General features: G+C 68.8%; 28 protein-coding genes, 1 other RNA gene and 1 pseudogene. 25 read left to right on the forward strand and 5 right to left on the reverse strand.

Annotated elements, in window-relative coordinates; all coding sequences use genetic code 11:
• Positions 1 to 34 precede the first annotated feature (34 nt).
• Positions 35 to 580, forward strand: coding sequence for an NUDIX hydrolase (locus tag ACNS88_RS09010; RefSeq protein ID WP_435096122.1), 546 nt, complete (start codon positions 35 to 37; stop codon positions 578 to 580).
• A 93-nt stretch (positions 581 to 673) separates the two neighbouring features.
• Positions 674 to 1,606: a CPBP family intramembrane glutamic endopeptidase gene (locus ACNS88_RS09015; protein WP_435096125.1), complete on the forward strand. Its 933-nt coding sequence runs from the start codon at positions 674 to 676 to the stop codon at positions 1,604 to 1,606.
• Positions 1,607 to 1,891: 285 nt separating this feature from the next.
• Here the strand turns inward: ACNS88_RS09015 and rnpB are convergent.
• An RNA gene (gene rnpB, locus ACNS88_RS09020) (RNase P RNA component) lies at positions 1,892 to 2,243 on the reverse strand.
• A gap of 184 nt (positions 2,244 to 2,427) precedes the next feature.
• Here rnpB and ACNS88_RS09025 point away from each other — a divergent pair.
• Positions 2,428 to 3,030, forward strand: coding sequence for a TIGR00296 family protein (locus ACNS88_RS09025; RefSeq protein ID WP_435096128.1), 603 nt, complete (start codon positions 2,428 to 2,430; stop codon positions 3,028 to 3,030).
• Positions 3,031 to 3,084: 54 nt separating this feature from the next.
• Here ACNS88_RS09025 and ACNS88_RS09030 read toward each other — a convergent pair whose 3' ends face one another.
• On the reverse strand, positions 3,085 to 4,149 hold the full coding sequence (locus ACNS88_RS09030) for a Brp/Blh family beta-carotene 15,15'-dioxygenase (RefSeq protein WP_435096131.1): 1,065 nt from the start codon (positions 4,147 to 4,149) through the stop codon (positions 3,085 to 3,087).
• A 101-nt stretch (positions 4,150 to 4,250) separates the two neighbouring features.
• Here ACNS88_RS09030 and crtID point away from each other — a divergent pair, with 101 nt between their 5' ends.
• A complete protein-coding gene (gene crtID, locus ACNS88_RS09035; protein ID WP_435096134.1) occupies positions 4,251 to 5,813 on the forward strand; it encodes a bifunctional phytoene desaturase/3,4-desaturase in 1,563 nt (520 codons plus the stop codon).
• A gap of 52 nt (positions 5,814 to 5,865) precedes the next feature.
• Here the strand turns inward: crtID and ACNS88_RS09040 are convergent, their stop codons facing one another.
• Positions 5,866 to 7,023 (reverse strand): nicotinate phosphoribosyltransferase, encoded by a 1,158-nt coding sequence (locus tag ACNS88_RS09040; protein WP_435096137.1) that lies wholly within the window; start codon positions 7,021 to 7,023, stop codon positions 5,866 to 5,868.
• A gap of 81 nt (positions 7,024 to 7,104) precedes the next feature.
• Positions 7,105 to 8,811, reverse strand: coding sequence for an Hvo_1808 family surface protein (locus ACNS88_RS09045; protein WP_435096140.1), 1,707 nt, complete (start codon positions 8,809 to 8,811; stop codon positions 7,105 to 7,107).
• A gap of 138 nt (positions 8,812 to 8,949) precedes the next feature.
• On the opposite strand from ACNS88_RS09045, the gene ACNS88_RS09050 reads away from it, so the two are divergent.
• The 21 genes and pseudogenes from ACNS88_RS09050 to ACNS88_RS09150 all read left to right on the forward strand — a co-directional run bounded on the left by ACNS88_RS09050 (position 8,950) and on the right by ACNS88_RS09150 (position 25,844).
• Positions 8,950 to 9,528 (forward strand): cysteine hydrolase family protein, encoded by a 579-nt coding sequence (locus ACNS88_RS09050; protein ID WP_435096143.1) that lies wholly within the window; start codon positions 8,950 to 8,952, stop codon positions 9,526 to 9,528.
• Positions 9,468 to 9,692, forward strand: a pseudogene (locus tag ACNS88_RS09055) (DUF7344 domain-containing protein); the annotation flags it as partial. The gene ACNS88_RS09050 and the pseudogene ACNS88_RS09055, both read left to right, overlap by 61 nt.
• A gap of 72 nt (positions 9,693 to 9,764) precedes the next feature.
• Positions 9,765 to 10,295, forward strand: coding sequence for a hypothetical protein (locus ACNS88_RS09060; protein WP_435096146.1), 531 nt, complete (start codon positions 9,765 to 9,767; stop codon positions 10,293 to 10,295).
• A gap of 92 nt (positions 10,296 to 10,387) precedes the next feature.
• Positions 10,388 to 10,531 (forward strand): HVO_2523 family zinc finger protein, encoded by a 144-nt coding sequence (locus ACNS88_RS09065; protein ID WP_435096149.1) that lies wholly within the window; start codon positions 10,388 to 10,390, stop codon positions 10,529 to 10,531.
• Between the two features lie 126 nt (positions 10,532 to 10,657).
• A complete protein-coding gene (locus ACNS88_RS09070) occupies positions 10,658 to 11,623 on the forward strand; it encodes a phytoene/squalene synthase family protein (protein ID WP_435096152.1) in 966 nt (321 codons plus the stop codon).
• Between the two features lie 12 nt (positions 11,624 to 11,635).
• Positions 11,636 to 11,845 carry a hypothetical protein gene (locus tag ACNS88_RS09075; protein ID WP_435096155.1) on the forward strand — a complete coding sequence of 70 codons (210 nt, stop codon included), beginning with the start codon at positions 11,636 to 11,638 and terminating at the stop codon, positions 11,843 to 11,845.
• Between the two features lie 546 nt (positions 11,846 to 12,391).
• Positions 12,392 to 13,669, forward strand: a complete 1,278-nt coding sequence (gene hisD / locus ACNS88_RS09080) for a histidinol dehydrogenase (protein ID WP_435096158.1) — start codon at positions 12,392 to 12,394, stop codon at positions 13,667 to 13,669.
• A gap of 213 nt (positions 13,670 to 13,882) precedes the next feature.
• On the forward strand, positions 13,883 to 15,073 hold the full coding sequence (gene phnD / locus ACNS88_RS09085) for a phosphate/phosphite/phosphonate ABC transporter substrate-binding protein (protein WP_435096161.1): 1,191 nt from the start codon (positions 13,883 to 13,885) through the stop codon (positions 15,071 to 15,073).
• A gap of 5 nt (positions 15,074 to 15,078) precedes the next feature.
• On the forward strand, positions 15,079 to 15,927 hold the full coding sequence (gene phnC, locus ACNS88_RS09090; RefSeq protein WP_435096550.1) for a phosphonate ABC transporter ATP-binding protein: 849 nt from the start codon (positions 15,079 to 15,081) through the stop codon (positions 15,925 to 15,927).
• 3 nt (positions 15,928 to 15,930) lie between these two features.
• Entirely contained in the window at positions 15,931 to 16,767 is an 837-nt protein-coding gene (phnE, locus tag ACNS88_RS09095) for a phosphonate ABC transporter, permease protein PhnE (RefSeq protein ID WP_435096164.1), read from the forward strand.
• On the forward strand, positions 16,767 to 17,561 hold the full coding sequence (gene phnE / locus ACNS88_RS09100) for a phosphonate ABC transporter, permease protein PhnE (protein WP_435096167.1): 795 nt from the start codon (positions 16,767 to 16,769) through the stop codon (positions 17,559 to 17,561). Before phnE (ACNS88_RS09095) ends, phnE (ACNS88_RS09100) begins: the two co-directional genes overlap by 1 nt.
• Positions 17,562 to 17,674: 113 nt before the next feature.
• Positions 17,675 to 18,442: an HAD family hydrolase gene (locus ACNS88_RS09105; RefSeq protein ID WP_435096170.1), complete on the forward strand. Its 768-nt coding sequence runs from the start codon at positions 17,675 to 17,677 to the stop codon at positions 18,440 to 18,442.
• Between the two features lie 98 nt (positions 18,443 to 18,540).
• Complete coding sequence (locus ACNS88_RS09110) at positions 18,541 to 19,698, forward strand: mechanosensitive ion channel family protein (protein ID WP_435096173.1); 1,158 nt, start codon at positions 18,541 to 18,543, stop codon at positions 19,696 to 19,698.
• A 151-nt stretch (positions 19,699 to 19,849) separates the two neighbouring features.
• Positions 19,850 to 20,215: a HesB/IscA family protein gene (locus ACNS88_RS09115; protein ID WP_435096176.1), complete on the forward strand. Its 366-nt coding sequence runs from the start codon at positions 19,850 to 19,852 to the stop codon at positions 20,213 to 20,215.
• Positions 20,216 to 20,282: 67 nt separating this feature from the next.
• Positions 20,283 to 20,528, forward strand: coding sequence for a DUF5816 domain-containing protein (locus ACNS88_RS09120; RefSeq protein ID WP_435096179.1), 246 nt, complete (start codon positions 20,283 to 20,285; stop codon positions 20,526 to 20,528).
• 137 nt (positions 20,529 to 20,665) lie between these two features.
• Positions 20,666 to 21,004 carry a DUF7116 family protein gene (locus ACNS88_RS09125; protein ID WP_435096182.1) on the forward strand — a complete coding sequence of 113 codons (339 nt, stop codon included), beginning with the start codon at positions 20,666 to 20,668 and terminating at the stop codon, positions 21,002 to 21,004.
• Between the two features lie 81 nt (positions 21,005 to 21,085).
• A complete protein-coding gene (locus ACNS88_RS09130) occupies positions 21,086 to 21,283 on the forward strand; it encodes a dodecin (protein ID WP_435096185.1) in 198 nt (65 codons plus the stop codon).
• Positions 21,284 to 21,634: 351 nt separating this feature from the next.
• Positions 21,635 to 22,933 (forward strand): alanyl-tRNA editing protein, encoded by a 1,299-nt coding sequence (locus tag ACNS88_RS09135; RefSeq protein WP_435096188.1) that lies wholly within the window; start codon positions 21,635 to 21,637, stop codon positions 22,931 to 22,933.
• Positions 22,930 to 23,949, forward strand: coding sequence for an AIR synthase family protein (locus ACNS88_RS09140; RefSeq protein WP_435096191.1), 1,020 nt, complete (start codon positions 22,930 to 22,932; stop codon positions 23,947 to 23,949). Before ACNS88_RS09135 ends, ACNS88_RS09140 begins: the two co-directional genes overlap by 4 nt.
• A gap of 75 nt (positions 23,950 to 24,024) precedes the next feature.
• Positions 24,025 to 25,185, forward strand: a complete 1,161-nt coding sequence (locus ACNS88_RS09145; protein ID WP_435096194.1) for an acyl-CoA dehydrogenase family protein — start codon at positions 24,025 to 24,027, stop codon at positions 25,183 to 25,185.
• Positions 25,182 to 25,844, forward strand: a complete 663-nt coding sequence (locus tag ACNS88_RS09150; RefSeq protein WP_435096197.1) for an HAD family hydrolase — start codon at positions 25,182 to 25,184, stop codon at positions 25,842 to 25,844. The genes ACNS88_RS09145 and ACNS88_RS09150 overlap by 4 nt, the downstream gene beginning before the upstream one ends.
• 13 nt (positions 25,845 to 25,857) lie before the next feature.
• On the opposite strand, the gene ACNS88_RS09155 is transcribed toward ACNS88_RS09150, so the two are convergent.
• Positions 25,858 to 26,148, reverse strand: a complete 291-nt coding sequence (locus ACNS88_RS09155; protein WP_435096200.1) for a DUF5822 domain-containing protein — start codon at positions 26,146 to 26,148, stop codon at positions 25,858 to 25,860.
• Between the last annotated feature and the right edge of the window lie 108 nt (positions 26,149 to 26,256).

Consider the following 26,256-nt stretch of genomic DNA (forward strand, 5'->3'; position numbering starts at 1 on the left):
GGGGATTTACGTGCCCGAGCGCCGACTCCGACGCATGGACGATCTGGCGTGGGAGACGCTCGACACCGACATCGACTACCGCTGTCCCGGCTTCGACGTGCGCCGCGACGAGGTGCGCTTCCCGGACGGCGAGGCCGACGGGTACCACTACGTCGACGAGGCGCCGGCGGTCGTGGTGCTCCCCCTGACGCCCGACGGCGATGTCGTCGTCATCGACGAGTGGCGACAGGCCGTCGGCCGGGTCAACCGCGGCCTCCCGGCGGGGTCGGTCGAGCCGGAGGACGCCGACGACCTCGAGCGGGCCGCCGCCCGCGAACTCGCCGAGGAGACCGGGTACGAGGCCGACTCCTTCGAGCGCCTGACCACGGTGGAGCCGACGAACGGGATGGCGAACGCGGTCCACCACCACTTCCTCGCGACCGGCTGTGAGCCGACCGCCGAGCGGAATCTCGACCACAACGAGTCGATCGCCGTCGAGACGGTGCCGTACGACGACCTGCTCGAAGCCGTCGTCGACGAGGGGCTCCGCGACGGACGCGCGGTGACCGCCGTGTTGTGGTACGAGCTGTTGTATCGGTGAGCCGGGATCGAGACCGGGGGTGAAAGCGGTCACCGGTACCCGGCGACGGGAACGACGGACAGGTCTTTGGGCGATCGGTCCGTACGGGATCCAATGAGCGATCCCTCCGAGTTCGACGCCAACTCCGGTGACGACAGGCGAGAGCGCGACGGCCGGGCGGACGCCGCTGCCAGCGACGGCGAGGCCGGTGACGCCCGCACGATGGTCGACACCGCCGATCCGTCGGACGAGAAGGACGGAGCCTCCCCGCTACGGACGGTCGGCGTCGCCTTCGGACTGGGCATCGCAGGCATTCTGGGCCTACTCGTCGCCACCACGGTCGTCGGGGGCACCGTCTACGTCGTCTCGACGTTCAGCGGGTGGCAACCGTCGCTCCTGGCCTCGTTCGTCCTGCCGTTCGTGGTCGGGCAGGCCGTCGGGTTCGTCGGCGTCGGTCTCGGCTACCTGCGATGGCGGGGGATGGATCGGAAGGAGATGGCAGCGTACCTCGGCATCCGGCGGCCGAGTGTCGTCGAGTCCGTGATCGCCGTAATTGGGCCGATCGTCCTGGTCGTCACGGTGCTCGTCGTCGGTTCGATCGCGTTACAGTTCGGGACCGAGCCGGCGTCTAACCAGGGCGCCCAGACGACCTTGGAGAACCCGTCGATCATCCCGGTCATGATCGCGGCCATGCTGCTCGTCGTGGGACCGTGCGAGGAGATCCTGTTCCGCGGCGTCATCCAGAGTCGCGCCCGGGAAGCGCTCTCCGTGGTACCCGCCATCCTCCTCGCGGCGTCCGTGTTCGCGCCCGCTCACGTGATCTCATACACCGGGGGCGTGACTGCGGTGATAACGTCGATCAGTATCCTGTTCATCCCGACCCTGATCTTCGGCGTGGTGTACGAGTACACGGACAACCTCGTCGTCGTCGCCGCGATGCACGGGCTGTACAACAGCCTCCTCCTGACGATCGCCTACATCGCCATCACCTACGGCCCCGAGATGGAGGGCGCGGGACAGGCGGGCGCGGCGCTTCTCGGGCTGTAGGCGGGCGATGGCGTCGGCAACGAACGCAGGAGATGACGCCGCGATCGGCATCTCTGGCATCTCACGTTGTTTATAAGTGATCGAGACGCTTCGGTGGCGCGTGCCTCCGAGTGGCCGCCCTCGGCGGCCCCGAGGAGCACGCGCGAGTCGTCGCGGCTGGGGCTTTGGAAGTCACCACCGATACGCCACCGCCGGCCGACCGCGAGAGATCGGACGCCTACCCACGGTCCGGTTTATAACTGAAGACGCCAATAGCGACACTCACAACTCACGATGACGAAAGCGGACTGAGGGGAGTAAGCCCCCTTCGGTTCATCCCGACATTCGGCTAAGCGTCCGCGCCGTGGCCGGACTACCTTATGGCGCGGACTTGCACCGGCGAGGATTCGCCGTTCCATCCGTTCCCACCCGTCTGTAACGTGGCGAAGCCACGCCAACGTGGCGAAGCCACGCGCCCTCATCGGGTTAACTCCCTTCCCTTGCGGGTCGGTTCGCACGAATCACGGGTCGGGGTGGGGGGTGTCGTTGCTGTTCCAGAGCCAGCCGTCTCCGACTCCGGGCGTGTGCCCGGTCGCCTGTCCGGCCGGTGGGGGGACTTTCCTCATGCCAGAGGCACGGGAGTCGGGCTCCCTCTGTCCGGGTCAGCGTTGTCCGCGGCGGCGAATAAGCGATTCGGTCGGACGCTTCGGGGAGCGGAGATCCCGACGAGATCGCGTCCCGATCCGCCACACGATCGGGGTGAGACCGGGCGCGTCGACGGGGTATCGTGCTACCGGTTCGCAAGGGAAGCGTTCAAGTCGTCAGCAACGTAATGGATGTACATGTCCGAGGCACAGACCGTTCAGCTGTCGTATGACGACGGTGCACGAGCGGTCGAACTCGCGCGGGAAGCGGTCGAGTCGTTCGTCCGACACGGACAACGTGAACAACCCGGAAGCATGCGCGAGGCGTTCTACGCCCGAACCGGAGCGTTCGTCCGACTGGAGTCCACCAGGGGACGCGGCCGGCTCCGCGGCTGTGCCGGCGCGTGGGAGACCTCCGACCAGCTCGGTCACGCGATCGTCGAGGCCGCCATCAAGGCCGCCTCCGGCGACTCCTGCGGCTCCGAGGTCGAGCCCAAGGAGCTCGACAACATCACCGTCTCCGTGTTCATCGTTTCGAACACGGTACTCACTAACGACCCCCTCGCCGACCTGGAGATCGGCACCCACGGCGTCGCGGTCGACGGCGGCAACTCGCACGGCTGGCTCTACCCGACGGTCCCCGTCGAGAACGGCTGGTCCGGCACGGAGTTCCTCTCGCGCGCCTGCCGAAAGGCCAAGCTCGCGCCGAACGCGTGGGAAGACGAGGACACGATGGTGACGCTCATCGAGGGACAGGTGTTCCGAGAGCGCGCCGACGGCGGTGCGGTCGAAGAGCTGTAACGGCCGAACGAACCGGCAGACCGATTCCCTTTTTCGCCGAGACTCACCGCTCCGTCACGGGACGTACCAGATACCTCGATCGGCGTCCAAGAGGTCGCCGATGACGACGTGTGGGAGCGCGATGATGCTGATCGAGACGCTCCAAAACGCCACCGCGCCGGGGAGCAGCCCCGACCCCGCGAACGGGCTCGGGAACGCCACGTAGAGCGCGGCGACGACCACGAAGGTGGCGAACGCGCCGGCCGCCATCAGCGCCCACGCGCGCAGCGCGGCCGCCGAGACGGAGTCTCCGCCCACGAGGTCCCACTCGTCGTCGCCGACGGGCTCGGCATCGACGGTCGCCGTCCGTGCGACCTGTCTGGCGGAGTACCAGAACGGGAAGTAAAGCCCGACGGCCACGAGGACCGGGACGACCGCGAAGTACGCCGCGAGGAGGACGCTCTCGCCCGCGTCAACGAGCCACGACCGTCCGCCGCCGCGGATGTACCCCAGCCCGATGTGCACGACGAGCGCGGCGCCGTAGCCGACGAGGATCACCGTTTTGATCGCTTCAAGCCGTCCGCCCGCGCCCGCGAGCGCTCCCGAGTCTACGAGCCCGACCATGAGTGTACTGAACGCGTAGAACGTGTCGGTGTGGAACACAATTGGGACCAACATGACGGCCCCGCCGCGGACCGCGGCGGCGAGCGCGCGCTGCGGTCGCGTCTGAAGGTGGTCGGTCCCGACGGTCGCATCGAGGACGCGGACCCCGCCGATCCCGCCTTTCGCCATCGCGACGACCAGCGCGAGCGCGAGCCCGGCGACCGGCGCGAGCAGGAACAGTCCGACGAAGCCGCCGATCGCGACCAGATAGGTGGCGACGTACCGCCAGCGGAAGGACGGGCGCCGTCGCCGGAGGTTCTCGAAGTGTTCGTACCCCCCGTGGGGGAGGTTCAACGCGATCATCCCCACGAGATAGACGATCATCTGTGCCTCGATCGGGACGGCGACTCCGGCGAGCGCCAGCGCGCCGAATCCGACGATAAGCGCCGCGAGCGCCGCCCGCGAGAGTCCGATAGACGGGTGAGCGCTCGCCCCGCCGACCGACCGCCACACGCGCTTTCGAACGGTCAGAGACATCTCATAGACTGTATGGACTCCATAAAAAAACCGATCGGGAGCGATCCCACACTCCGGGAACGGTACCGCTTGACAAGGCGCGGGGGCCCGAACGATCGTGTATGGCGGACCAGCTGCGCGGCGATCAGACGATAACCGTCGTCGGCGGGGGGTTCGGCGGCCTCGCGGCGGCCGCGTACCTCGCCGACGCGGGAGGCGATGTCGAACTGCTCGAACGACACGAGCGGGTCGGCGGTCACGCGGGCGTCATCGAACGAGACGGGTTCCGGTTCGATTCGGGGCCGTCGTGGTACCTGATGCCTGACGTGTTCGAGCGCTTCTTCGGCCACTTCGACCGCGAGCCCGAGGACTACTACGAGCTCGAGCGGCTCGACCCCCAGTACCGGGTGTTCTGGAAGGACGGCGACCGCGCCACGATCGAGCCGAACCGCGAGAACGTCCACGAGGTGTTCGAGTCGTACGAGGCGGGCGCCGGCGACGCGCTCGCGTCGTACCTCGACCGCGCCGAGCACAACTACGAACTGGCGATGGACCGGGTGGTGTACGAGGGCCGCGACCGGCTCCGCGACTACGTCGACACCGACCTGCTGCCGCTGGCCCCGCGCTACCGGCTGTTCGGGAACATGGACGACTACGTGGGTCGGTACGTCGATCACCCGAAGCTCAAACAGCTGTTGGAGTACACGCTCGTCTTCCTCGGCGGGTCGCCGTACAACACGCCGGCGCTGTACAGCATCATGAGCCACGTCGACCTGAACAACAACGTCTTCTACCCCGAGGGCGGCATCGCCGGGGTCGTCGACGGGCTGGCCGACCTCGCCCGCGAGCGCGGCGTCACGATCGAGACCGGCGTCGAGGTGGAGTCGATCGACGGGCGGGCGGGCGAGTTCGAACTCGCGACCGACGCCGGAACGCGACACACTGACCTCGTGGTCAGCAACGCCAACCCGGCGTACGTCGAGCGGGAACTGCTCGACCCGAGCGACCGCGACCACGACCCGAGCTACTGGAGCGACCGCACGTACGCCCCTTCCGCGTACATGCTGTACCTCGGGGTCGAGGGCGACGTGGACCCGCTCGCGCACCACTCGCTCGTCCTACCGACCGACTGGTCGGACCACTTCGAGGCCATCTTCGAGGAGCCGCGCTGGCCCGAGGACCCCGCCTACTACCTCTCCGTCGCCTCCAAGACCGACGAGACGGTCGCGCCGGAGGGCCACCAGGCCGTCGTCGCGTTAGTCCCCATCGCACCGGGGCTCGACGACGGGCCGGACGTGCGCGAGCGCTACCGCGAGAAGGTGTTGGCCGACCTCGCCGACCACGCCGGGGTCGACCTCCGAGGCCGGATCGTCTCGGAGACGACCGCCTGCGTCAGCGAGTTCGCCGAGCGCTACGGCGACCCGGACGGCACGGCGCTCGGGCTGGCGCACACCCTCTTCCAGACGGGGCCGCTCCGCCCCGGCCATCGCGCCGGACTCGACGGGCTCTACTACGTCGGCTCATTCACGGGCCCGGGAATCGGGATGCCGATGTGCCTCATCAGCGGCGAACACGCAGCGACGGCCCTCGGGGAGGACTACCCCGAGGCTCTCGACGGCGACATAGGGGGACCGAACGGGGCGTCGCCGGACGGGCCGGCGACACCCACCGGGCCCCCACGCTGAGGGCAGACGACGGGAAACGGAGGACCTCCCCAAATCTGTCCTACGTTTCGTTCTACACCGCCCCGTACCCCACCGCGTCCGCGTCGGCGAGCGCGCGCTCCGCCGCGGCGTCGAGGTCGAACAGGTCGTCGGCGACCAGGTCGCCGTCGCGGATCACCGGTTCCATGAGCGACTCGGCGCCCTCGGGACCCGAGCGGTCCGCCAGTCCCACCGCGTGGACGCCGTCAGCAGTGCGGTAGACCGCTTTCGCGCCGGAGAGCTTGCCTCGTTTGGCGGCCGGCTCCCCCTCAACCTCGACGATGTCGAGCGCGAAGTCGACCGGGTCGGCGTTCGAGACGTAGCCGCCGACGCCGAAGCCGTCGACGACGTCGCGGAGCTCGCGGAGGTCGTCGGGGCCGAGCCCGCCGGAGACGTACACGTCGACGTCGTCGTGGCCGCGGGCGTCCAGCTCCCATTTCACCTCCCGAATGATGTGCCGGAAGTCGCCGCGGCGCGAGCCGGTGGTATCGAGCCGGACGCCGTCGAGCCGGTCGCCGAGCGCGTCGACCGCGCGAAGGGTCTCGTCGACCTCGTCGGAGTAGGTGTCACAGAGAGCGATCCGCGGGACCGACTGGTCGACGGCCTCGTCGAAGGCGCGCCACGCGGCCTCCTGTTCGCCCCGACCGAAGCAAATGGAGAGGGCGTGCGGCATCGTCCCCGACGCGTCCCGACCGATCAGGTCGCCGGCGGCGACGTGCGAGAAGCCGTCGAACCCGGCGACGAGCGCCGAGCGCTCGACGATCGCGGTCATCGACGGGTGGACGTGGCGCGCGCCGAACGAGAGCACCTGCGTCTCCGGCGCCGCGACCCGGCAGTCGAGGCCGGCGGTCGCGATCCCGGACGCGTGCGACAGGAAGCCGAGAAGCGAGGTCTCCAGCCGCGCGAACGCGAGGTACGGCCCCTCGATCCGCATCACCGGACCGCCGTCGAAGAGGCGCCCCTCCGGGATCGCGTCGACGTCGACATCGCGTCCTTCCAAGAGCGCGATCGCGTCCTTCAGTCCGGCGAACAGCTCGAACTCGCCGTCGGGGAACTGGTCGGCAGTGACCTCGACGACGACGCGAGGGTTTCGCCCCGCGTGTTCCAAGGAGGCCTCGGTCCGCTCGAAGTACGCGTCAGTCGCCCGGCCGTCACGGATCGCGGCCGCGTCGACGATGTCGAACTCGGTCATACCCGACGGTTCGACCGCCGGGGAGGAAAAGCCACCCGGGTCGAGCGGGTGGGCGTTCGGCTTCCGGCGGCCTCCAGCTGGTCAGCGCCGCGCGCGGCGCGCGACGAGGCTAACCGCCGCGAGTAGGGCGACGAGCGCGACGAGGGGACCGAACCCGGGCACGCCGTCGTCGGTGGCGGCGTCGGGAGCGGCCGAGCCGTCGTTGGTCCCGTCCGCGTCGCCTCTATCGGTTCCGTCGTCGACGCCGTCTTCATCGGTCCCGTTCGCGTCCCCCCCGCCGTCGGTCGAGGGGAGTGCGAGGTCGGAGCCGGGCCGGAGGTCGAGCACGTCGGCCGGCTCGGGTGCATGGACGATCGTCACCGTCGTCCCGTCCCGTTCGACGCCGTAGGCCCCGCGGAAGTCGCCGTCCGCGATCTCGTACACCTCGCCCGCGGCGTAGTCGTCGCCGCCGTGGGCGGTCAGCATCCGCAGGTACGTCTCGCGGAACTCGGTCGCGTCGGCGGGTGTCTGCCACTCGGTCACCCAGACGTAGCCGTCCTCGCCGTCGGCCGTGCTTCGGTTGTTCCGGTAGGGATACAGCTCGTCGCCCGCCCAGCCCTCGGTGGCCGGGTGAGCGTAGTTGTAGTTCATGCGGGTCCGGAGCTGCTCGTCCGGCCGCGTGTGGATCCGAACGTTCTCCCGAGCGGTCGCGTCCGGGTCCAACACCGCGTGGTCGTACTCCCAGCTCTGGTACCAGAACATCACGAACATCGACGCCTCGCCGGCAGTTTCGGCACCGTCGACGCCTTGGTCTGGGTACGTCTCCCACCCGCCGGTCGCCGTGTCCTCGAACGTAACCTCGCTGGTCCGGTAGTCGGACTCGCGGTGGATCACCTCTGAGGTCGCGTTCGGGGGCGCGTTCATCGTCTCGTTGACGGCGCTCCACCCGCCCTCGTCGACGAGCGCCTCGACGTAGAACGCGCCGTCGGCGTACGGCTGCAGCACGGTCTGAAGGATGCCGAAGTTGTAATCGGACGCCGATGCGCTCCCGCCGCCGGAGTCAGGCGAGCCGAGGCAGCTCCAGTTGGCGGCACAGCGCGCGTCGTACACCTCCTCGATGTGGACCGCCTCGCCCTCGATGATCCCGCTGGCCGCGAGGTCGGCGTCCTGCGTGGCGCCGACGTATCGGGGGCTCGTGAGGTCGTGATACTGGTCTTGCATCGCGTGGACCAGCTCGTGTGCCAGCGTCGACGGGTCGATCTGCGGGTCCTCCCCCTCCGGGACGACGAGGACGATCTGACCCTCGTTCGGGGAGTAAAATCCGGTGACCGCGCCGCCGTAGACGGTGTCGATCGCGTCGGACGCGTTCTCGTCCTCGCCGACGACGAACAGCGCCTTCCACACTTGGTCGTTCCAGCGCTGGAACTCGGCGTCGGAGCCGCCCGCGCCCCCGCTCGCGGAGTCGTTCATGAACTCGGAGCGCGTGACCGTCTCGACCGGTACGTCCCCGCGGAAGGGGCGCTCGCGGACGTGCTCGACGCGGGCCATCGTCAGGTGGGTCAGCGCCGTTACCTCCGACTCGGTCAGCCCGTCCGTCTGATTGAACGAGAGGTCGTCCTCGTAGTGGGTCCCGTTCCAGCAGCCGACGAGGTCGGTCCCGGCGCCGGCGTCGCACTCGGCGGCGGTCGCGCTGGCTGGCGTATCCCCCTGAATCGCAGCCGCCGGACCGGCGGCGACGGCCCCGCCGGCACCGATCGAGAGGAGGGCGATCGCGGCCGCGACGAACGCAAGGGTGAGAACCCGTCGCATAAGTGCGATTACGGCCGACCCGGTAAGTAGTTTGTCGGTCGGGTCACAGCAACGGCAGCGGCCTGCGAGCGGCGCCGTGGAGACACCGGCCCGCGACCGGTGCCGCCGTTTTTGGGCCCGGGCGCCCAACCCTCGCGCATGCCGTACGAGCCGACCGAGACCGCGGTGATCGTCGTCGACATGCAGAACGGCTTCTGTCACCCCGACGGGAGCCTCTACGCCGAGCCGAGCGAGGCGGCCGTCGAGCCGGTGACGGCTCTCGTCGACCGCGCCCGCGACGCCGGCGCGAGCGTCGTCTACACCCGGGACGTGCATCCGCCCGACCAGTTCGACGGGACACACTACTACGACGAGTTCGACCGGTGGGGCGAACACGTCGTCGAGGGGTCGTGGGAGGCCGAGTTCGTCGACGACCTCGACGTGCGCGAGGCGGACCACGTCGTCGAGAAACACACGTACGACGCCTTTTACCAGACGGATCTGGAGGGGTACCTCGACGCGCACGGCGTCGACGACCTCCTGATCTGCGGGACGCTCGCGAACGTCTGCGTGCTCCACACCGCCGGCAGCGCCGGACTCCGTGACTACCGGCCCGTCGTCGTCGAGGACGCGCTCGGGTACATCACCGAGGACCACCGGGAGTATGCGGTCGAGCACGCCGACTGGCTGTTCGGCGAGACGGCGACCCGCGAGTCGATCGCGTTTGCAGACGCGTGACGATAGCCCTCCACCACACCCACCTTCCCAAACTCGCCGCAATTGATGCGTTCGATCTCGACACCCATTCCGAGACAGTCCGATACAACGGCGATGAACTCCTCGAAGCGCTTCTCGAAGTACCCCTCAAATCGAAGTCGGAGACGTATATTCCGAGCATGTGAACCACCCTCGCTCGTTATCAGCCGCGTGAATCGGCGTGTAACCCTTTTTACCCGCGGCGGGGAGGCTCTCGCATGGAACTCTCTCGACGCGGCATGCTGGGCGGAGTCGGGGCCGCGCTCGCGGTCGGCGGTGTCGGGTTCGTCGGCGCCGCCTCGGTGACGGACGAGACCAGCGACGACGGGACCGGCAACGACGGGACCGGCGACGACGGAACTGCCGAGTCCGGATCCGTTCCCGTCGATCCGGACGCCCCGTTCGAGGCGCAGCTGCTCGGCGACGGCGACCACCGGCTCTTCGACGCCGGCGACCTCGACCGCGTCCAAGGCGTGATCGCGAAGGACGACGAACACCTCGTGTACGTCTCGCTCGGCGACGCGGGGGTCGACGCCTTACAGGCGGGGCTGGCGGACGCCGGCGCGACGGACGAGCCGGAGCGCTTCGCGGTGTCGATGACGCTCGACGGGACCGAGGTCAGGCGGGTCGATCTCGACGAGGCCACGGTGTCGGCGCTGACCGACGAGGAGTGGGGCGGCGTCGTGACGCTCCCGTTCAGCGAGGAGTCGGTCGCGCAGTCGGTGTACGACTCGCTCGCCGACGCCTGACCGACGTCTGGCCGACGCTTGACTGACGCGCCGTGCCGTCGAGGACAGCGGTTATGGAAGATGTCAAGTCGGCGGCGCCCGTTTAATTCGATATGAGCGATGCCGAGGGCGCGTCAACCGGAGGTCCCGGTGGACGTCCCTGTCCCCTGTGCGAGACGCCGATGTATCACCGCCACTGCAAGTACGTCTGTCCGGAACACGGGGTCGTCTACGACTGCTCGGACACCTTCTACTGATGGTCTTGAGCCCATCACTCGGACACAGGACTACGCTGTGCGAACTGTTATGTTCTTGCGGTCCGACCTGTATGTTATGAGCGGCGACCCGCTTTCGATCCTCCCTGCCGACTGTCAGAGGTCAGCATGGTAGAGAAAACGCAGGTTGCCCGGGGGAAGCGGATCCAACGTCGAACCGGGAAGACGTTCCACGTCGCGACCCGACTGCTTCCGGAGCGGATCCGGCACCCGACGTACGTGCTGTACGGCTTCTTCCGGATCGCGGACGAGGTCGTCGACGCCGAGGACACCGGGCCTCCGGACGAACAGCGGGCGGAACTCGACCAACTCCGGCGAGCCGCCCTGGGCAAGATGGAGACCGACGATCCGGTGTTGTCGGCGTTCGCTTCGGTGCGTGACGAGCACGGCATCCCGGACGAGGACGTACACGCGTTCGTCGACGCGATGGCGAGCGACATCGACACCGACCGCTACGAGACTTACGAGCAGCTGGAGTCGTACATGGACGGCTCCGCGGCCGCCGTCGGTCGGATGATGACGGCGATCATGGAGCTCGACGAGGAGGCCGAGGCGGAGGCGCTCCCCCACGCGACGAAGCTCGGCGAGGCGTTCCAGATGACCAACTTCATCCGGGACGTACGCGAGGACGTGGTCGAGCGCGGCCGGGTGTACCTCCCGCTGGAGACGCTCCGGCGACACGGCGTGAGCGAGGAGCAGATCCTGAATCTGGAGTTCGACGACGACGTCGCGGCCGCGGTCCGCGAGGAGCTCGCCCGGACCGAGCGGCTCTACGAGGAGGGCGTCGCCGGGATCAAGTACCTCCCGGAGGACTGCCAGCTCGCGGTGTTGCTCGCGGCGGTGCTGTACGCGGACCACCACCGGCTCATCCGGGACCTGGGGTACGACACGGTGTCGACCACCCCCGAGCTGTCGTTCGCCCGCAAGATATCGCTGCTCGTCCGGACCCGCTGGAAGTGGCAGTGGAACAAGGACCCCGAAACGGTGTTCTACGAGATGTGCGGCGGCTTCGACACGAGCCACGAACACCGCGAACACGGGTCACACGGGTCGGGCGTCGCCCAGTCCGACTGACTCGGAGGCGCCGTGAACAGATCCCGATTCGTCGGCCTCGCGCTCGCCGCCTTCGGGCTGGTCTTCCTGTCGTTCGTCGTTCGCGGCACGACCCGACTCGTCGCGCCCTACGAGGTCGCCGTCGCGCTGTCGGCACCGATCCTCTTCGTCGCCGCCGCGCTGTTGGTCGGGCTGGTCGCGCTCGCGACGCTGGACGTGACCGGGATCCGTCGGTTGGAGTGATCGGCTCTGTTGAAATCGGTACAGCAGGTTAGTTTGAACCGCTCGCGGTCACTACGGGAACAGCAGCGGTCAATTGCGGGAGTGGGTGATGGAGATCGGTTGAGGCGTTATTCATACGTCGGATTCTGGTGTTGCTAGCGGGTGTTTATACGTGATCGATGGGCCTGCGGTGAACACTTCCAAAGCCCCAGTCGCGAGGACTCGCGCGGCTCGCTGCGGTCCTCAGTCGGTCGCTACGCTCCCTCCTTGTGGTCCTTGCGTCGCCGTGCTTCGCCCTCGCGACTGCCCCTTTGAGTCCCACCCCAGCACCGCGCCTCACGCCTCCCCAGCCTCGTCGCTGGCGGCTACTGCCGCCAGCGACTCCCTCGCACGCGCTCCTCGCGGGCCGATGGCCCGCTCGGAGGCGCGCGCCACCGCAATCGTTCTTTATAAACGATCGTCGCTGTCGCTCATTACGGTTTAAATACCGTCGCTGATGCGATCGAATCCGCCTGCCGGAGTGAGCAAAGTCGGAACGCCCTTTTGACCCCGGCCCGGAGTACGAGTATGGACGTACGAACCGTTGCCGACCTCTCGCCGGCCGAGCGTCTCGCCTTTTTCGAGCGCGACGCGGGCGTCGACGCGGTCCGCGACGACGTGAGCGAGATCGTCGGCCGGGTGCGAAAGGAGGGAGATGTGGCGCTGCGGGAGTTCTCCGAGGAGTTCGACGGCGTCGCCGTCGGCAACATCGACATCACGGACGACGCGGAGCGCGCGCACGCTGAGCTCGACGACGCGAACGACCCGGTCCTCGACGCGGTCCGCGAGGCCGCCGCGAACATCCGCGAGTTCCACGAGCGACAGCGCCCGGAGGACTGGCGCGACGAGTTCGGCGACCGCGAGCTCGGGCGCCGGTTCCGCCCCCTCGACCGCGCCGGGGTGTACGTGCCCGGCGGCGCGGCGGCGTACCCCTCCAGCGCGCTGATGGGCGTGATCCCGGCGACGGTAGCGGGCGTCGACCACGTCTCGGTGGCGACCCCGCCGGCCGAGGAGATCAACCCGGTGACGCTCGCGGCGATCCACGAGGCCGGCGCCGACGCGGTGTACCAGGTCGGCGGCGCGCAGGCGATCGCCGCGCTCGCGTACGGGACGGAGACCGTGACGAACGCCCAGAAGGTCGTGGGGCCCGGCAACAAGTGGGTCACCGCCGCGAAGGCGATCGTGCAGGGCGACGTGGAGATCGACTTCCTCGCGGGGCCGAGCGAGGTGCTCGTCCTCGCCGACGGGACCGCCGACCCCGACCTCGTCGCCGCCGACCTGATCGCGCAGGCCGAACACGACCCGAACGCCTCCGTGGTCGCGGTCACCGACGACGCTGCCCTCGCCGAGGCGGTCGCGGAGGCGATCGACGAGCAGGCCGCGAACCGCGAGCGCGAGGAGACGATCCGAGCTGCCCTCGACAACGACGCCTCCGGGGTCCTCCACACCCGGTCGATGCCCGAGGCGGTGTTGTTCACCGAGGAGTACGCGGCCGAGCACCTCTCGATCGTCGCCGAGGACGACGAGGCGCTTTTAACTCGGATCACGAACGCGGGCTCGGTGTTCCTCGGGGCGTACTCGCCCGTCGCCGCCGGCGACTACGCGACCGGGACGAACCACGTGCTGCCGACGAACGGCGGCGCGAAGCGCTACGGCGGGCTCTCCGTCGACACCTTCCTCCGATCGTCGACGGTCCAGCGGCTCGACCGCGACGCGCTCGACGGCCTCTCCGACACGATCACGAGGCTCGCGGAGGCCGAGGGGCTGGAGGCGCACGCCGAGAGCGTCCGAAAGCGGTTTAAATAGGTCCGTCCGGTACGGACGGTCCGATACGGCCTTTTTGACCGGACGAGACGGTTCGCATTCGACGACAGATACGGATCGATCCGGAACAATATATATCGATCCGGAACGAGGCGGACCGGTCCGTTCCTCACCGTACCGAGCCGGAGCCGTTAAGACGACAGTATACGGCTCATAGCAGGCTTCATACCCAGAAAAAAGGCACGTACGACCGTAATGGTGGAAGACACCGGCGGACGGACGGAGACGAGTTCCAGACGGAAATTCATCCTGGCCGGCGGAGCGGTCGGGATCGCCGGATTGGCTGGGTGTTCCGGTGGCAGCGGTGGCGATGCCGGGGCGGGCCTCGACGGCGGGGACGGAAACGACGGCGGCGACAGCGGGTCGGGCGACCCGATGCTCACGGACGCCTCGGAGTTCGAGTACGCGGACCCCAACTGGGAGGAGAACAACTACCTGATGACGGCGGTCGCGGAGAACGACTACTTCCAGGGGAGCACGACGGACCTGGAGAACATGAAGAACCGCGACATCGAGGAGGTCGCCCACGGCGAGCCGCCACGGGAGCTGCCCGACGACGAGAGCGACTGGGTCGACCCCGACGAGCTCGTGTTCGTCGACAAACCCGGAGAGTCCGGGGAGGCGCAGTTCCAAGAGACCATTCAGCCGATGCTGGACCGGCTCGAGGAGACGACGGGCCGGTCGGTTCGGTGGCAGCCCGTCGACTCCAACGCGGCGTCAGTCGAGGCGCTCCGGTCGGGGCGCGCTCACTTGGGGAACGTCTCGACGGGGACGACGGCGTTCGCGGTCAACCTCGGCGGCGCCGTTCCGTTCGCGGACCCGGTCAGCCCTACGGGCCAGTTCGGCTATCGACTGCTGGCGATCACCCGCGCCGACATGAATGAGATTCAGTCCGTCAAGGACTTCCCAGACTACGACGTCGCCCACACCGAGCCGGCGTCGAACTCCGGGAATCAGGCGCCGTCGGCGTTGTTCGACCAGTACTTCGACGTGACCCCCGGAGAGGACTACGAGGTCGAGTTCTCGGGCGGCCACGACCAGTCCGGACGCGGGATCTCCGTCGGCGACTACGACTGCGGCCCGATCTGTAGTACGTGCGTGGATGATCTCATCCAAGCGAACGACGACATGAGTTACGACGAGTTCAAAATTGTCTGGGCCAGTAATCCGTTCCCGCCGGGTCCGGTTGTCCACCGTTACAACCTCCACCCGGACATCGTCGAAGGGATCAAGGAGGCCTACATCGGGACCGACTGGACGGGAACTGACTACGCAGAGGCGACCGGCGAGGCCGAGTACGTCCCGATCGACTACAAGACCGTCTTCAACGACATCATGGTTATCCAGCGGTACAACGGCGTCGAGTACGAGAGCGGGAGTCTGTGACCGCCATGCTCGAAACGGAGAACCTCGGCAAGACGTACCCGACCGGCGACGAGGCGCTTCGGGACGTTTCGGTCACGATCGACGGCCGCGAAGTCGTGGCGATGATCGGGCCGAGCGGCGCGGGCAAGAGCACGTTCGTGCGGTGTATCAACCGGCTGACGGAGCCGACCGCGGGGAGCGTTCGTCTCGACGGCACCGAACTCACCGCGCTCGACGACGACGGACTGCGGAACGCGCGCCGGGACATCGGGATGGTATTCCAGGAGTACAACCTCGTCGAGCGGCTCACCGTGATGGAGAACGTGCTCTCTGGGCGGCTCGGCTACGTCTCGAACTGGGCCGCGCTCCGACGGAACTTCCCGCCGGAGGACGTGGAACGCGCCTACGAGCTCCTCGATCTCGTCGGCCTCAACGACATGGAGAACAAGCGCGTCGACGAACTCTCCGGCGGCCAGCGCCAGCGGGTCGGCATCGCGCGAGCGGTGGTCCAGGAGCCGAAGATCCTGCTGGCCGACGAGCCGACGTCGAGCCTCGACCCCGAGACCTCCCGCGACGTGATGGAGCTGCTCACCGACATCGCCGTCGACCGCGACGTGCCCGTGCTGATCAACATTCACGAGGTTGACCTCGCTGAGGCGTATGCGGACCGAATCCTCGGGCTCCACGCCGGCGAGCTCGTCTTCGACGGGCCGGCGGCCGACCTCACCGAGGAGTCGAAGGGCGTCATCTACCGCGGCGAGGAACCGCCGGAGTCGGGCGCGACCGACCCGGACTGGCTGTCGGGCCCGCACGACGAGTCGAGCGCCCGTAACGGGTCGAACGCCGGTCCCGACCGCATGCCTGCGGAGGACTGACCCGTGGCGACGGAGTCGTCGACGGCGACCGGCACACCCGACGCGGCCGGCCGACGGACATGGCAGCGGCCGACCGCGTTCCGGAGCCGGCGCGTGAAGTGGCTGGTCTACGGTATCGTCCTCGCGCTGATCGCGTGGTCGGTCGCGAGCCTCCGGATCACCCCCGGTCGCTTCCTTTCGGGACTCGGATACGGCTACGAGCTGATCGACTCGATGCTGCCGCCCGAGACCGGTCAAGAGAGCGTACTCCGGCTGGCCGATCGGATGATAGAGACGATCGCGATGGCGATGGTCGCGACCGTGGCGGGGATCGCGATGAGCCTTCCCGTCGCGTTCGGGGCGGCCGAGAACATCTCGCCGCGACCGACCTACTACGTCAGCCGCGGGATTATCAGCGTTTCGCGGGCGATAGACGGGCTGATCGTCGCGATAATCGCCGTCATCGCGCTCGGGTTCGGCCCGCTCGCGGGGATCGTCGCGATCAGCTTCAAGACGATCGGCTTCTTCTCGAAGCTCTTCGCCGAGGACTTAGAGGACATCGACATGGGCGGCGTCGAGGCAGTCGAGGCCACCGGTGCCTCCCGCTTTCAGGCGCTCGTCTACGGGGTCGTCCCGCAGGTCGTCCCCCGCTTCGCGGGGCTCGCCGTGTACCGCTGGGACATCAATATCCGGTCGTCGACGATCGTCGGGATCGTCGGCGCCGGCGGAATCGGCGTGCTGCTGCAGCGGGCCTACTCCCGGTACGAGTACGACTACGTGGCGGCGATCCTCATCGCGATCATCGCCGTGGTGCTGGTCGCTGAGTTCGTGAGCGCCGTCGTCAGACGGAGGGTGCAGTAATGGCGGGCGCCACGCGCGAGTGGAGCCGGTTCGATGCGAGAGAGCGGCTCTTCCGGATCGGGTCCGTCCTCGTCGCCGCCGCGGTCGTGGTGGTCTCGTGGGAGTGGCTCGATATGAGCCTCCGGTACGTGACGACCGCACCGGCCCAACTCGGCGATCTGTTCGGTCGGATGTTCCCGCCCGACTGGGCGTACCTGCCGAGGGCGGTCGGGCCGCTCGCCGAGACGATCCAGATCGCGGTCGTCGGGACGATCGGCGCGGTGGTGATGGCGGCACCGGTCGCGTACATCACCGCCGAGAACACGACGCCGAACCGGGCCACGTACGCGATCGGGAAGCTCATCGTCACGGTGTCGCGGTCGGTCCACACGATCGTCTGGGCCCTGCTGTTCGTCGTGATGTTCGGACCGGGGGCGCTCGCGGGCACCGTCGCGACCGCGGTCCGATCGATCGGGTTCGTGGCGAAACTCCTCGGCGAGGAGATCGAGGAGATCGACTTCGGTCAAGTGGAGGGCATCCGAGCGACCGGCGCGGGCCCCGCCCAACTGCTGATCTACGGAATCGTCCCGCAGATCAAGCCCGCCTTGGTCGGGCTCACCGTGTATCGCTGGGACATCAACGTACGCGCGGCGACGATCCTCGGGTTCGTCGGCGCCGGCGGGATCGGCGTCCAGCTGTTCGAGGCGATCGACTCGTTCGCGTGGCGGACGGTGTCGGCGCTTCTCGTCGCCATCCTCGGCGTCGTGCTGGTGAGCGAGGGGGTATCGGCGTACGCCCGCCGGAAGGTGCGCTGACGCCCGCGTCTCGACGGAGCGATCCCCGCTTTGGCCCTCCGAGACATCGGTAACAGAGTACAGCCGGCCCGCGCCGCGACCGACCCGCGAACCGACGACGACACACGAAACACATGACGACGCTTCACGACACCGACACCCGGATCGACCGACTGAACGACGAAGTCGTCCTCTTCGACATGGACGGCGTGATCCTCAACGGCTGGGGGACCGACGACGCGGTTCACAGCCGCGCACTCGACGACGTGCTCGAGGAGCGAGACATGCGAGTGAGTGGCGACCTCCGGCGCCCGCTGGAAACGTACGAGTACGACGACGACTTCCGGGCCGCCTGCGAGGAACTTGACGTCGACCCCGCCGGTCTCTTTCGGGCCCGAGAAGAGCGCAGCGCGAAGCGCGCGGTCGCCCGGCTCGCGGCCGGGACGAGGCGGCTCTGCGGGGACACCGACGCCCTCGACGAGGTGGCCGAACACGCCTCTGTCGGGCTGGTGAGCAACAACTACCACCCGACCGTCGAGTTCGTTGTCGACCACTTCCGGCTCGACGCGTTCTCGTTCGTCCGCGGCCGCGACCTCGGCCCGGACGGGTTTCGGCGACGGAAGCCGGACCCGCACTATCTGAACGAGGCGCTCGACGCCCTGGGCGCCTCGGGCGGGCTCTACGTCGGCGACCGCGCGACCGACATGATCGCCGCCGAGCGCGCCGGCCTCGACGGGGTGTTCCTCAGGCGCGACCACAACGCCGCGCTCGACCTCGAGGTCGAGCCGGCCTTCGAAATCGAGAGCCTCCGGGAGCTCACCGAACTCGTCGGAACGGAGGCGTCAACGAGAACCGCCCGTTCGGCGGCCGGCGCCGCGAGCGACCGGACCCGAACCGAGTAGCAGCGACGACCCTCGCCCTGTCGATCCTCCCGTTTTCGGTGTCGAAGACGACCGGTCTCCAGAGAAACGGTTATCTCGCGGAGTCGCATCTCGAAGGCATGATCCCGTCCCTGACTCCGCTGTTCGAGGGGTTCTCGGCGGTCGAAGCGACGATCGCCGTTCTCGTGGTCTCCGTCGTCGCCGCCGTGGGGATGGAGTTCGTCGTCCTGCGAGTCGCCCGCCGATACGTCTCGACCACTGACTCCGCGTACGACGACATCGTCATTTCCTCGCTGCGCGCCCCGCTCGTCGTCACCGCCGCGCTCGCCGGGGTGTACGTACTCACGCAGATTCCGGCGATCCGATCGTCGGTCCTCGTCGATCCGCAGCTGCTCGACGCCGTCTTTGGTCGACCGTCGCTGTCGGTCATCATTCTCGTGTGGGCGCACGCGGCCAACGCCGTCGTGAATCGGCTCGTCGCCGCGGTTAACGCCGAGGGAGGCAGATTCGACTTCGCGCCGGTGTTCTCGAACGTCTGGACGCTCGCAGTGCTCGTCGGGACCGCCGGGACGCTGCTGTGGCTGTGGGGCATCGAGATCACGCCGCTTCTGGGCGCGGCGGGAGTCGCCGGGATCGCGGTCGGCTTCGCCGCGAAAGACACGGTGGCGAACTTCTTCGGTGGCATCGCGTTGTACTTCGACGACACCTACAAGATCAGCGACTACATCGTCCTCGACGACGGGACCGCGGGGACTGTGATCAAGGTCGGCGTGCGCTCAACGACGCTGCTCACTCGCGACGAGGTGCTGGTGACGGTCCCGAACGCCGCGCTCAACGCCGCGAAGGTGACGAACGAGTCCGCGCCACAGAGCCGGCGCCGCGTCCGGGTGCCGATCGGCGTCGCCTACGGGACCGACATCGACGCGTTCGAGGCGCTCGCGATCGAGGTCCTGCTCACGGAGCCGCTGGTCCTCGACTCGCCGAAGCCGCGGGCTCGGCTCCGCTCGTTCGGCGACTCGGCGCTGCAGTACGAGCTCCTTTGTTGGGTCAACGGACCGACGCGTCGCCGGCGCGCACAACACAAGCTCAATCGCGCCCTGTACAAGGCGCTCTCCGATGCCGACATCGAGATCCCGTACCCGAAACGCGACGTGACGGTCACCACCGCCAGCGACGCGGACAGGAGGGGCCCGGACGAGCGGGCGACGACTCGCCCCGCCGTCGACGGCGGAGCGCCGAGGGGCGGCGGTGGCGATGGCGACGGCGGATGGACATAGTGAGCGAGGACAGTCGGTCCAGTCCGACCGTGGCGGCGGAACCGCTGACGGGACCGATCGACCGGATCGCGCGGTGAACGTAACCGTCAGTGGCAACGACGGGCGCGAATACGCCGGCAGGGTTTTTACCGTGCGAACAGAACACGTTCGCATGAGTACCGAAACGGTCGACTCTGGGAGCGACCCGGCGATCGAGGTGACCGCAGACGCCGCCGAGGAGGCGCTCTCGCTTTTGGAGGGCGAGGGCCTGGACACGGAAGTGGCCGGGCTCCGCCTGTTCGTCCAGCAGGGCGGCTGCGCGGGTCTCTCGTACGGGATGCGGTTCGATACGGAGCCGGAAGACGACGACCTCGTGGTCGAACACCACGGGCTGCGCGTGTTCGTCGACCCGGCGAGCCGGAACTACATCGGCGGGAGCAAACTCGACTACGAACACGGCCTGCAGGCCGCCGGCTTCGAGGTCGAGAACCCGAACGTCGTCTCCGAGTGCGGCTGTGGCGAGTCGTTCCGGACGTAGCCGGACCGACTGTGTCTCCCCGCGATCGAGTCGTCCTTTTAACCGGTTCCGACCGATACGGACGGGTATGAGTCTCGACGCGTCGACGACGGGTGACGGCGAGCGGGTGTACACCGATCGGACGCGGATCGAAAGAGGGTCTGAAGGACCGTTCTACGTCGTGTTTTCCGACGCCGACGGCTCCTCGCGGTGGGGGTTCCGCTGCGGCAACTGCGACTCGTTCGACACCGCGATGGACACGATGGGGCGGATCCAGTGTACGGAGTGCAGCAACTTCCGGAAGCCGGACGAGTGGGACGCCGCCCACGAGTAGCGAAACGGGAGAAAATCGGGGTGTCGCCGCTGGACGCGATCGCCGAGAGCCGGGGTCTCGGGGTCCGAGCGGCCGGGATCGCGGGGGTCCGAAATCGTGAGAAAGTTTATCACGGAAGCCGGCCAATGTCGAAGTAGATGGCCACTGCGAGCATTCCACCGACGACGGAGGCCAGAGACGTTTTTCGTGAACTCGGGTACACCGTCCCCGACGGCGGACAGGAGTTCGTCGCGGAGCGGAAATGGCGGCGTGTGCTCGTGACCGTGTTGTGTATGGAGACCGATGATCTCGAACCGTATCTGGCCGACGACAGCGACACCCCGCGGCTCCGTTGTTTCGTCACGTGGCGTAACCGGGCGGGCGATCTCCGCGATCAGCTCGTCTCCACGAAGCCTCCGTACGACTGGGCGGTGATCGGCATCGAGGCCGACGGCAAGGACTTCGCGGTGATGGAAGGCGCGCCCGGCAGCCCCTGACCGACCTTCCTCGTCCCCGACGGCGTAGCGTCGTTCCCATCGCCTCCTTTTATATCGATGTGCGTTCAACTAGCACGTGACATGGTGTTCAAGAAAGTCACGCTGATCGGAACGAGCGAGGAAAGCTTCGACGCGGCCGCCGACAACGCGATCGATCGCGCCGAAGACACGCTAGAAAACGTCTACTGGGCGGAAGTAGAGGAGTTCGGCGTCGAACTGAAGGACGCGGATCGAGAGTATCAGGCAGAGGTCGAAGTCGCGTTCGAACTCGAGAACTGAGATCGGTTCGCGTCTCGGTACGCGGCGGGTCCGACTTTTTAAGCGTTGGTCGGGAGTGTGAGAGTCTGAGGAGTTCGTTGATGAGTAGTTGACAGCGGATCGATGACGAAGACCGCCAAAGCCCCAGCCGCGAGGCCCACCCCGCACCGCACAGCACCGCCGGAAGACGGTCGCCTCGCTCCGCTCGGCGCTGCGACTTCCGTGCTCCCGCTCGCTTCGCTCGCGGCGTCCCTCGCGCGTGCTGACTCGCGGGCCGATGGCCCGCTCGCAGGCACGCGCCGACCGCACAGTCATTTATTAGTAATTCCCGAGGCGCCCACCTATTTATCCGATCGCCACCACGGACCGTCAATGACCGCGTCACGCGCGCCGACGGAACCCGACGTTCGGGAGTTCGAAGCGACGGTCGAATCGGTCGACGACCGAGCGGTCGTCCTCGACGAGACGTACTTCTACGCCGAGTCGGGCGGCCAGCCCGCCGATCGAGGGACGGTCGACGGAATTCTCGTCGAAGACGTGACCGAGCGCGACGGGCGGGTGGTCCACGTCCTCGACGAGGGCGCAGAGACGCTCCCCGAGGCGGGCGAGACGGTCTCGGGGATCGTCGACGACGCGTTCCGGACCTACTGCACCCGCGCGCACACCGCCTCCCACGTGCTGTACGGGGCGGCGCGACGGACCTGCGAGGACCTCGGCTACGCCGGCTTCGACATCGGGGAAACAAAGGTGCGCGTCGACCTGACGACCGCGGAGCCGCTCGACGACGCCGATCTCGTCGAGCTCGAACGGCTCTCGAATCGGGCCGTCTGGGATTCGCTGCCGGTGTCGTGGGAGACGCTGCCCGAGGACGAGGCCCGCGCGCTCGACGGCATCGCGTTCAACACGAAGACCGAGGAGGGCGCGATGAGCGGGAGCGAGGCGGTCCGCGTCGTCACAATCGGCGAGCGCGGCGGGGAGCGCGACGGGGCGGGTGACGGGGAGGACGCGCCGACGTGGGACGTGGCCGCCTGCGGCGGGACCCACGTCTCCAACACGAGCGAGATCGGGCCGATCTCCGTGCTCGACCGGTCGAACCCCGGCGAGGGCGTGACCCGCGTGGAGTTCGCGGTGGGCCCGACCGCGATCGACCACGACGCCGCGGTCCACGCGGCGGCGCTCAACGCGGCCACGACCCTCGACGCGCGGATCGGGGACCTCCCGGACGCGGTCGGCCAACTCCGCGAGCGGACCGACCGGCTCGAAGCCGACCTGCAGGCCGCCACGGCCGACCTGCTCGCGGCGCGCCTCCGAGAGTTCCCGACTGGCGAGGCCGACGCCGGCGACGACGCTGACGGCGCGACGTGGGCGGTCGGAACGGTCGACGACGCCGACCCGAACGACCTCCGCGAGCCGGCCCAGCGCGTCCTCGCCGCGAAGGACTCGCCCGACGCGATCGCGGCGGTCGGGACGGGCGACGCGCCGTTCGTGGTCGTCGCGGTCGCGGAGGAAGCGGCGGCCGGAAGCGGTGACGACTCCCCCGACGCCGGCGCGGTCGTGGCCGCCGTCACCGACGAGTTCGGCGGCGGGGGCGGCGGCGGCCCGACGTTCGCGCAGGGCGGCGGGCTCGACGCCGACCCGGACGCCGTCGTCGCGTGGCTCCGGAGTCGATGACCGGCAAGCTCGAGCCCGAGGCGCTCGCAGAGGTGCTCGCGGCGACCGGCGCCGACGACACCGCGGTCGACGTGGGGCCCGCCTACGGCGAGGACGCGGCCGCGATCGACCTCGACGGTGCGGCGTCGACCCTCGTCGTCGCCGCCGACCCGCTGTCGCTCGCGGCGGACGCCGTGGGTGAGCTGGCGGTCCACGTCGCCTGTAACGACGTGGCCGCGAGCGGCGCGGACCCGCGGTGGCTCACCCACACGCTGTTTCTCCCCGATGACGACCCCGCCCGGCGGCGGACCGTCACGGAGCAGGTGGACGAGACCGCCCGAGACCTCGGGGTCGCGATCGTCGGCGGCCACACCGAGGTGTTGCCGTCGCTGGAGCGCCCGCTCTGCTCGATGACCGCGCTCGGAACCACGGACCGGTTCGTGTCGACCGGCGGCGCCGAGCCGGGCGACCGGCTCCTGCTCACGAAGGGCGCCGGCATCGAGGCGACCGCGATCCTCGCGACCGACTTCCGCGAGAAATGCGCCGACGCCGGGGTCCCGGAGGAGACCCTCGACGCGGCCGCGAGCTTCCTCGACGAGGTGGGCATTGTCCCCGACGCGGCCGCCGTGCGTGACGCCGCGACCGCCATGCACGATCCGACCGAGGGCGGGCTGTTGACCGCCCTCGTCGAGACCGCGAGCGCGAGCGCGAGCGGGACCGTCCTGTCCGTGGAGCGCGACCGCGTCCCGGTTCGACCCGAAACGCGGGCCTGCTGTGACGCGCTCGGCGTCGACCCGCTGGCGACGTTCGGCTCCGGCGCGCTGCTGGCGGCGGTTCCCCCGGAGCGCGTCGACGAGGCGACCGACGCGCTGGCGGCCGTCGGGATCGCGGTCGGCGAGATCGGGGAGGTGCGGGCGGCGGAGGGCGACGGGGACGGCTCCGACGACGGCGACGGATCCAACGCCGGCACGGTCCTCCTCGACGGCGATCGGCTCGACGAGGCGCCACGCGACGAGCTGTATCCCTTCTGGGAGTAGCGGACGGCGCGAACTGCGAGCTGACCCCCACCCCCGATCGCTCACCTTTTTCAGTGTGAGATCGAACCGGAAGGCATGACTGGCGCACGCGTCGGGTCGTCGCTCACCGACGAACAGGAGGCGATCCGGGAGCTCGTCCGGGAGTTCGCGGTCGAAGCGCTCCGGCCCGGGGCGGGCGAGGCCGACGAGGCCGAATCGTTCCCGGAGGACGCCTGGGACGAGCTCGCCGAACTCGGCCTGACGGGCCTGACGGTTCCCGAGGCGTACGGCGGCTTCGAGGCCGACGAGACGACCTACGCGATCGCCAACGAGGAGCTCGCGTACGGCCACCTCGCGGTCGCGACCGCGCTCTCCGTCCACTGTCTCGCGACCTCCTGTATCGCGGAGTTCGGCAGCGAGGCCCAGCGGGAGCGGTGGCTCCCGGAGATGGCGGCTGAGGGACGCCCGGTCGGGATGTTCTGTCTCTCCGAGCCGCACGCGGGGTCGAACCCGGCCGAGATGTCGACGACCGCGGAGTACGACCCGGAGACGGACGAGTACGTCCTCAACGGCGAGAAGCAGTGGATCACGAACGGGAAGCGGGGCGGGGTCGCGATCGTCTTCGCGAAAGCTGACAGTGACGACCGCGGGTCGATCACCCAGTTCCTCGTCCCCGCCGACACCGCGGGGTTCGAGGTGGGTAAAAAAGAGGAGAAGCTCGGGCTGCGCGCGTCGGACACGACCGGCATCTCCTTCGACGACTGCCGGGTCCCGGCCGAGAACCGGCTCACCGAGGAGGGGGCGGGGCTCTCGGCCGCGTTCCGGACGCTCACCGGCGGTCGGATCGGGATCGCGTCGCAGGCGGTCGGGCTCGCGCAGGCGGCCTTCGACGAGGCGGAGGCGTACGCCGCGGAGCGCGAGCAGTTCGGCGGGCCGATCGACGACATTCAGACGATCCGTCACAAATTCGCGGAGATGGCGACCGACATCTCGGCGGCCCGCCTCCTTGTCCGCGAGGCGTGCCGGCAGGCCGAGGCCGGCGAGGACAACCGCGTCGCGGCCTCGAAGGCGAAGTACCGCGCCAGCGAGACCGCGATGTCCGTGACCAACGAGGCCGTCCAGATCCACGGCGGGTACGGCTACACGACCGAGTTCGACGTCGAGCGGTTCTACCGCGACGCGAAGATCACGGAGATCTACGAGGGGACGACGGAGATTCAAAAGACGATCATCGCTCGGGGGGTGTTGGACAAATGACGGACGACGACGGGCGGGTGGACGAGACGGAGGGAGACGCCCCGAAAAGCGCCGCCGGCGCCGTCCCGAGCGTCGACCGCCCGATCGACCTCGCCGCGTACGACGCCGTCGTCTACGATCTGGACGGGACCCTCGTCGAGCTCGCGGTCGACTGGGGCGCCGTCGCGGAGTCGGTCCTCGACGTGTACGCCGAACGTGCGATGATCCCCCCGACCGACGAGCTGTGGGGCCTGCTCGAAGCCGCCGACGAGTACGGGGTCCGGGACCCGGTCGAAGAGGCCATCGCGGCCCACGAGCGGGCCGGCGCGCGCGACTCCGTGCTGCTTCCGCTCGGACGGCGACTGATCGAGGGCGGCGAGGCCGTCGAGGACGGTCGACGTGGCCCTCCGACAGGAGTCTGCTCGCTCAACTGCGAGGACGCGTGTCGGGTCGCGGTGGAGACGCACGGGCTCGGCGACGTGCTCGATCCGGACGCGATCGTCGGGCGCGACACGGTCGACACGCACAAGCCGGAGCCGGAGTCCCTGCTCGCGGCGGTCGATCGACTCGGCGCCGAGCCGGCACGCGCGCTGTTCGTCGGTGACTCGCGGCGCGACGCCGTGACGTCGGAGCGGGCGGGCGTCCCGTTCGCGTGGGCGACGGACCTGATCGATCGGTGAGTTCGGTCGGTACTCAGGCGTCCGCCTCAGAGTCCTCCTCGTCAGCGTCGTCCGCCTCCGTCGTCCCGCCGTCGCCGGCGTCGGTGCGTCGGGCGTAGGCCGCGACGGCGACGGCGGTAACGAACCAGATCGGGGCACCGACCCGGACGGCGAAGGCCGCGCGGGCGCCCCACGAGTCGAGGGCGACGAACGCGGAGAGGACCGCGACGACCGGCGCGCCGACGAGGATGGTGACGACGAACGTCGTCTGCATCACCCAGCCGTAGTCGATCCCCTCGTACTCGGCCCGCTCGACAGGTTGCACGGCGAGCCTTCGGTGGCGGACGTGCAAATCGGTGACGGTCCGCGAGCGCGGCAGGAGCGCGAAGAGACCGACCCGAGGAGGCGCCGATGTTCCGGATTCCGGCGATTT

The sequence above is a fragment of the Halorubrum shenae genome, from assembly GCF_051194165.1.
GTDB lineage: Archaea > Halobacteriota > Halobacteria > Halobacteriales > Haloferacaceae > Halorubrum.

Excerpts from the sequence above, each read along its gene's own strand:
- ACNS88_RS09105 (WP_435096170.1), top strand. The coding sequence starts at position 17,675 with ATGACGACGCTTCACGACACCGACACCCGGATCGACCGACTGAACGAC.
- ACNS88_RS09125 (WP_435096182.1), top strand. The coding sequence starts at position 20,666 with ATGGCCACTGCGAGCATTCCACCGACGACGGAGGCCAGAGACGTTTTT.
- ACNS88_RS09050 (WP_435096143.1), top strand. The coding sequence starts at position 8,950 with ATGCCGTACGAGCCGACCGAGACCGCGGTGATCGTCGTCGACATGCAG.
- ACNS88_RS09070 (WP_435096152.1), top strand. The coding sequence starts at position 10,658 with ATGGTAGAGAAAACGCAGGTTGCCCGGGGGAAGCGGATCCAACGTCGA.
- hisD (WP_435096158.1), top strand. The coding sequence starts at position 12,392 with ATGGACGTACGAACCGTTGCCGACCTCTCGCCGGCCGAGCGTCTCGCC.
- ACNS88_RS09010 (WP_435096122.1), top strand. The coding sequence starts at position 35 with ATGGACGATCTGGCGTGGGAGACGCTCGACACCGACATCGACTACCGC.
- ACNS88_RS09140 (WP_435096191.1), top strand. The coding sequence starts at position 22,930 with ATGACCGGCAAGCTCGAGCCCGAGGCGCTCGCAGAGGTGCTCGCGGCG.
- ACNS88_RS09025 (WP_435096128.1), top strand. The coding sequence starts at position 2,428 with ATGTCCGAGGCACAGACCGTTCAGCTGTCGTATGACGACGGTGCACGA.
- ACNS88_RS09145 (WP_435096194.1), top strand. The coding sequence starts at position 24,025 with ATGACTGGCGCACGCGTCGGGTCGTCGCTCACCGACGAACAGGAGGCG.
- ACNS88_RS09110 (WP_435096173.1), top strand. The coding sequence starts at position 18,541 with ATGATCCCGTCCCTGACTCCGCTGTTCGAGGGGTTCTCGGCGGTCGAA.
- phnC (WP_435096550.1), top strand. The coding sequence starts at position 15,079 with ATGCTCGAAACGGAGAACCTCGGCAAGACGTACCCGACCGGCGACGAG.
- ACNS88_RS09040 (WP_435096137.1), bottom strand. The coding sequence starts at position 7,023 with ATGACCGAGTTCGACATCGTCGACGCGGCCGCGATCCGTGACGGCCGG.
- phnD (WP_435096161.1), top strand. The coding sequence starts at position 13,883 with ATGGTGGAAGACACCGGCGGACGGACGGAGACGAGTTCCAGACGGAAA.
- ACNS88_RS09030 (WP_435096131.1), bottom strand. The coding sequence starts at position 4,149 with ATGTCTCTGACCGTTCGAAAGCGCGTGTGGCGGTCGGTCGGCGGGGCG.
- ACNS88_RS09060 (WP_435096146.1), top strand. The coding sequence starts at position 9,765 with ATGGAACTCTCTCGACGCGGCATGCTGGGCGGAGTCGGGGCCGCGCTC.
- ACNS88_RS09015 (WP_435096125.1), top strand. The coding sequence starts at position 674 with ATGAGCGATCCCTCCGAGTTCGACGCCAACTCCGGTGACGACAGGCGA.
- ACNS88_RS09130 (WP_435096185.1), top strand. The coding sequence starts at position 21,086 with ATGGTGTTCAAGAAAGTCACGCTGATCGGAACGAGCGAGGAAAGCTTC.
- ACNS88_RS09115 (WP_435096176.1), top strand. The coding sequence starts at position 19,850 with ATGAGTACCGAAACGGTCGACTCTGGGAGCGACCCGGCGATCGAGGTG.
- ACNS88_RS09065 (WP_435096149.1), top strand. The coding sequence starts at position 10,388 with ATGAGCGATGCCGAGGGCGCGTCAACCGGAGGTCCCGGTGGACGTCCC.
- ACNS88_RS09120 (WP_435096179.1), top strand. The coding sequence starts at position 20,283 with ATGAGTCTCGACGCGTCGACGACGGGTGACGGCGAGCGGGTGTACACC.
- ACNS88_RS09150 (WP_435096197.1), top strand. The coding sequence starts at position 25,182 with ATGACGGACGACGACGGGCGGGTGGACGAGACGGAGGGAGACGCCCCG.
- phnE (WP_435096167.1), top strand. The coding sequence starts at position 16,767 with ATGGCGGGCGCCACGCGCGAGTGGAGCCGGTTCGATGCGAGAGAGCGG.
- crtID (WP_435096134.1), top strand. The coding sequence starts at position 4,251 with ATGGCGGACCAGCTGCGCGGCGATCAGACGATAACCGTCGTCGGCGGG.
- ACNS88_RS09045 (WP_435096140.1), bottom strand. The coding sequence starts at position 8,811 with ATGCGACGGGTTCTCACCCTTGCGTTCGTCGCGGCCGCGATCGCCCTC.
- ACNS88_RS09135 (WP_435096188.1), top strand. The coding sequence starts at position 21,635 with ATGACCGCGTCACGCGCGCCGACGGAACCCGACGTTCGGGAGTTCGAA.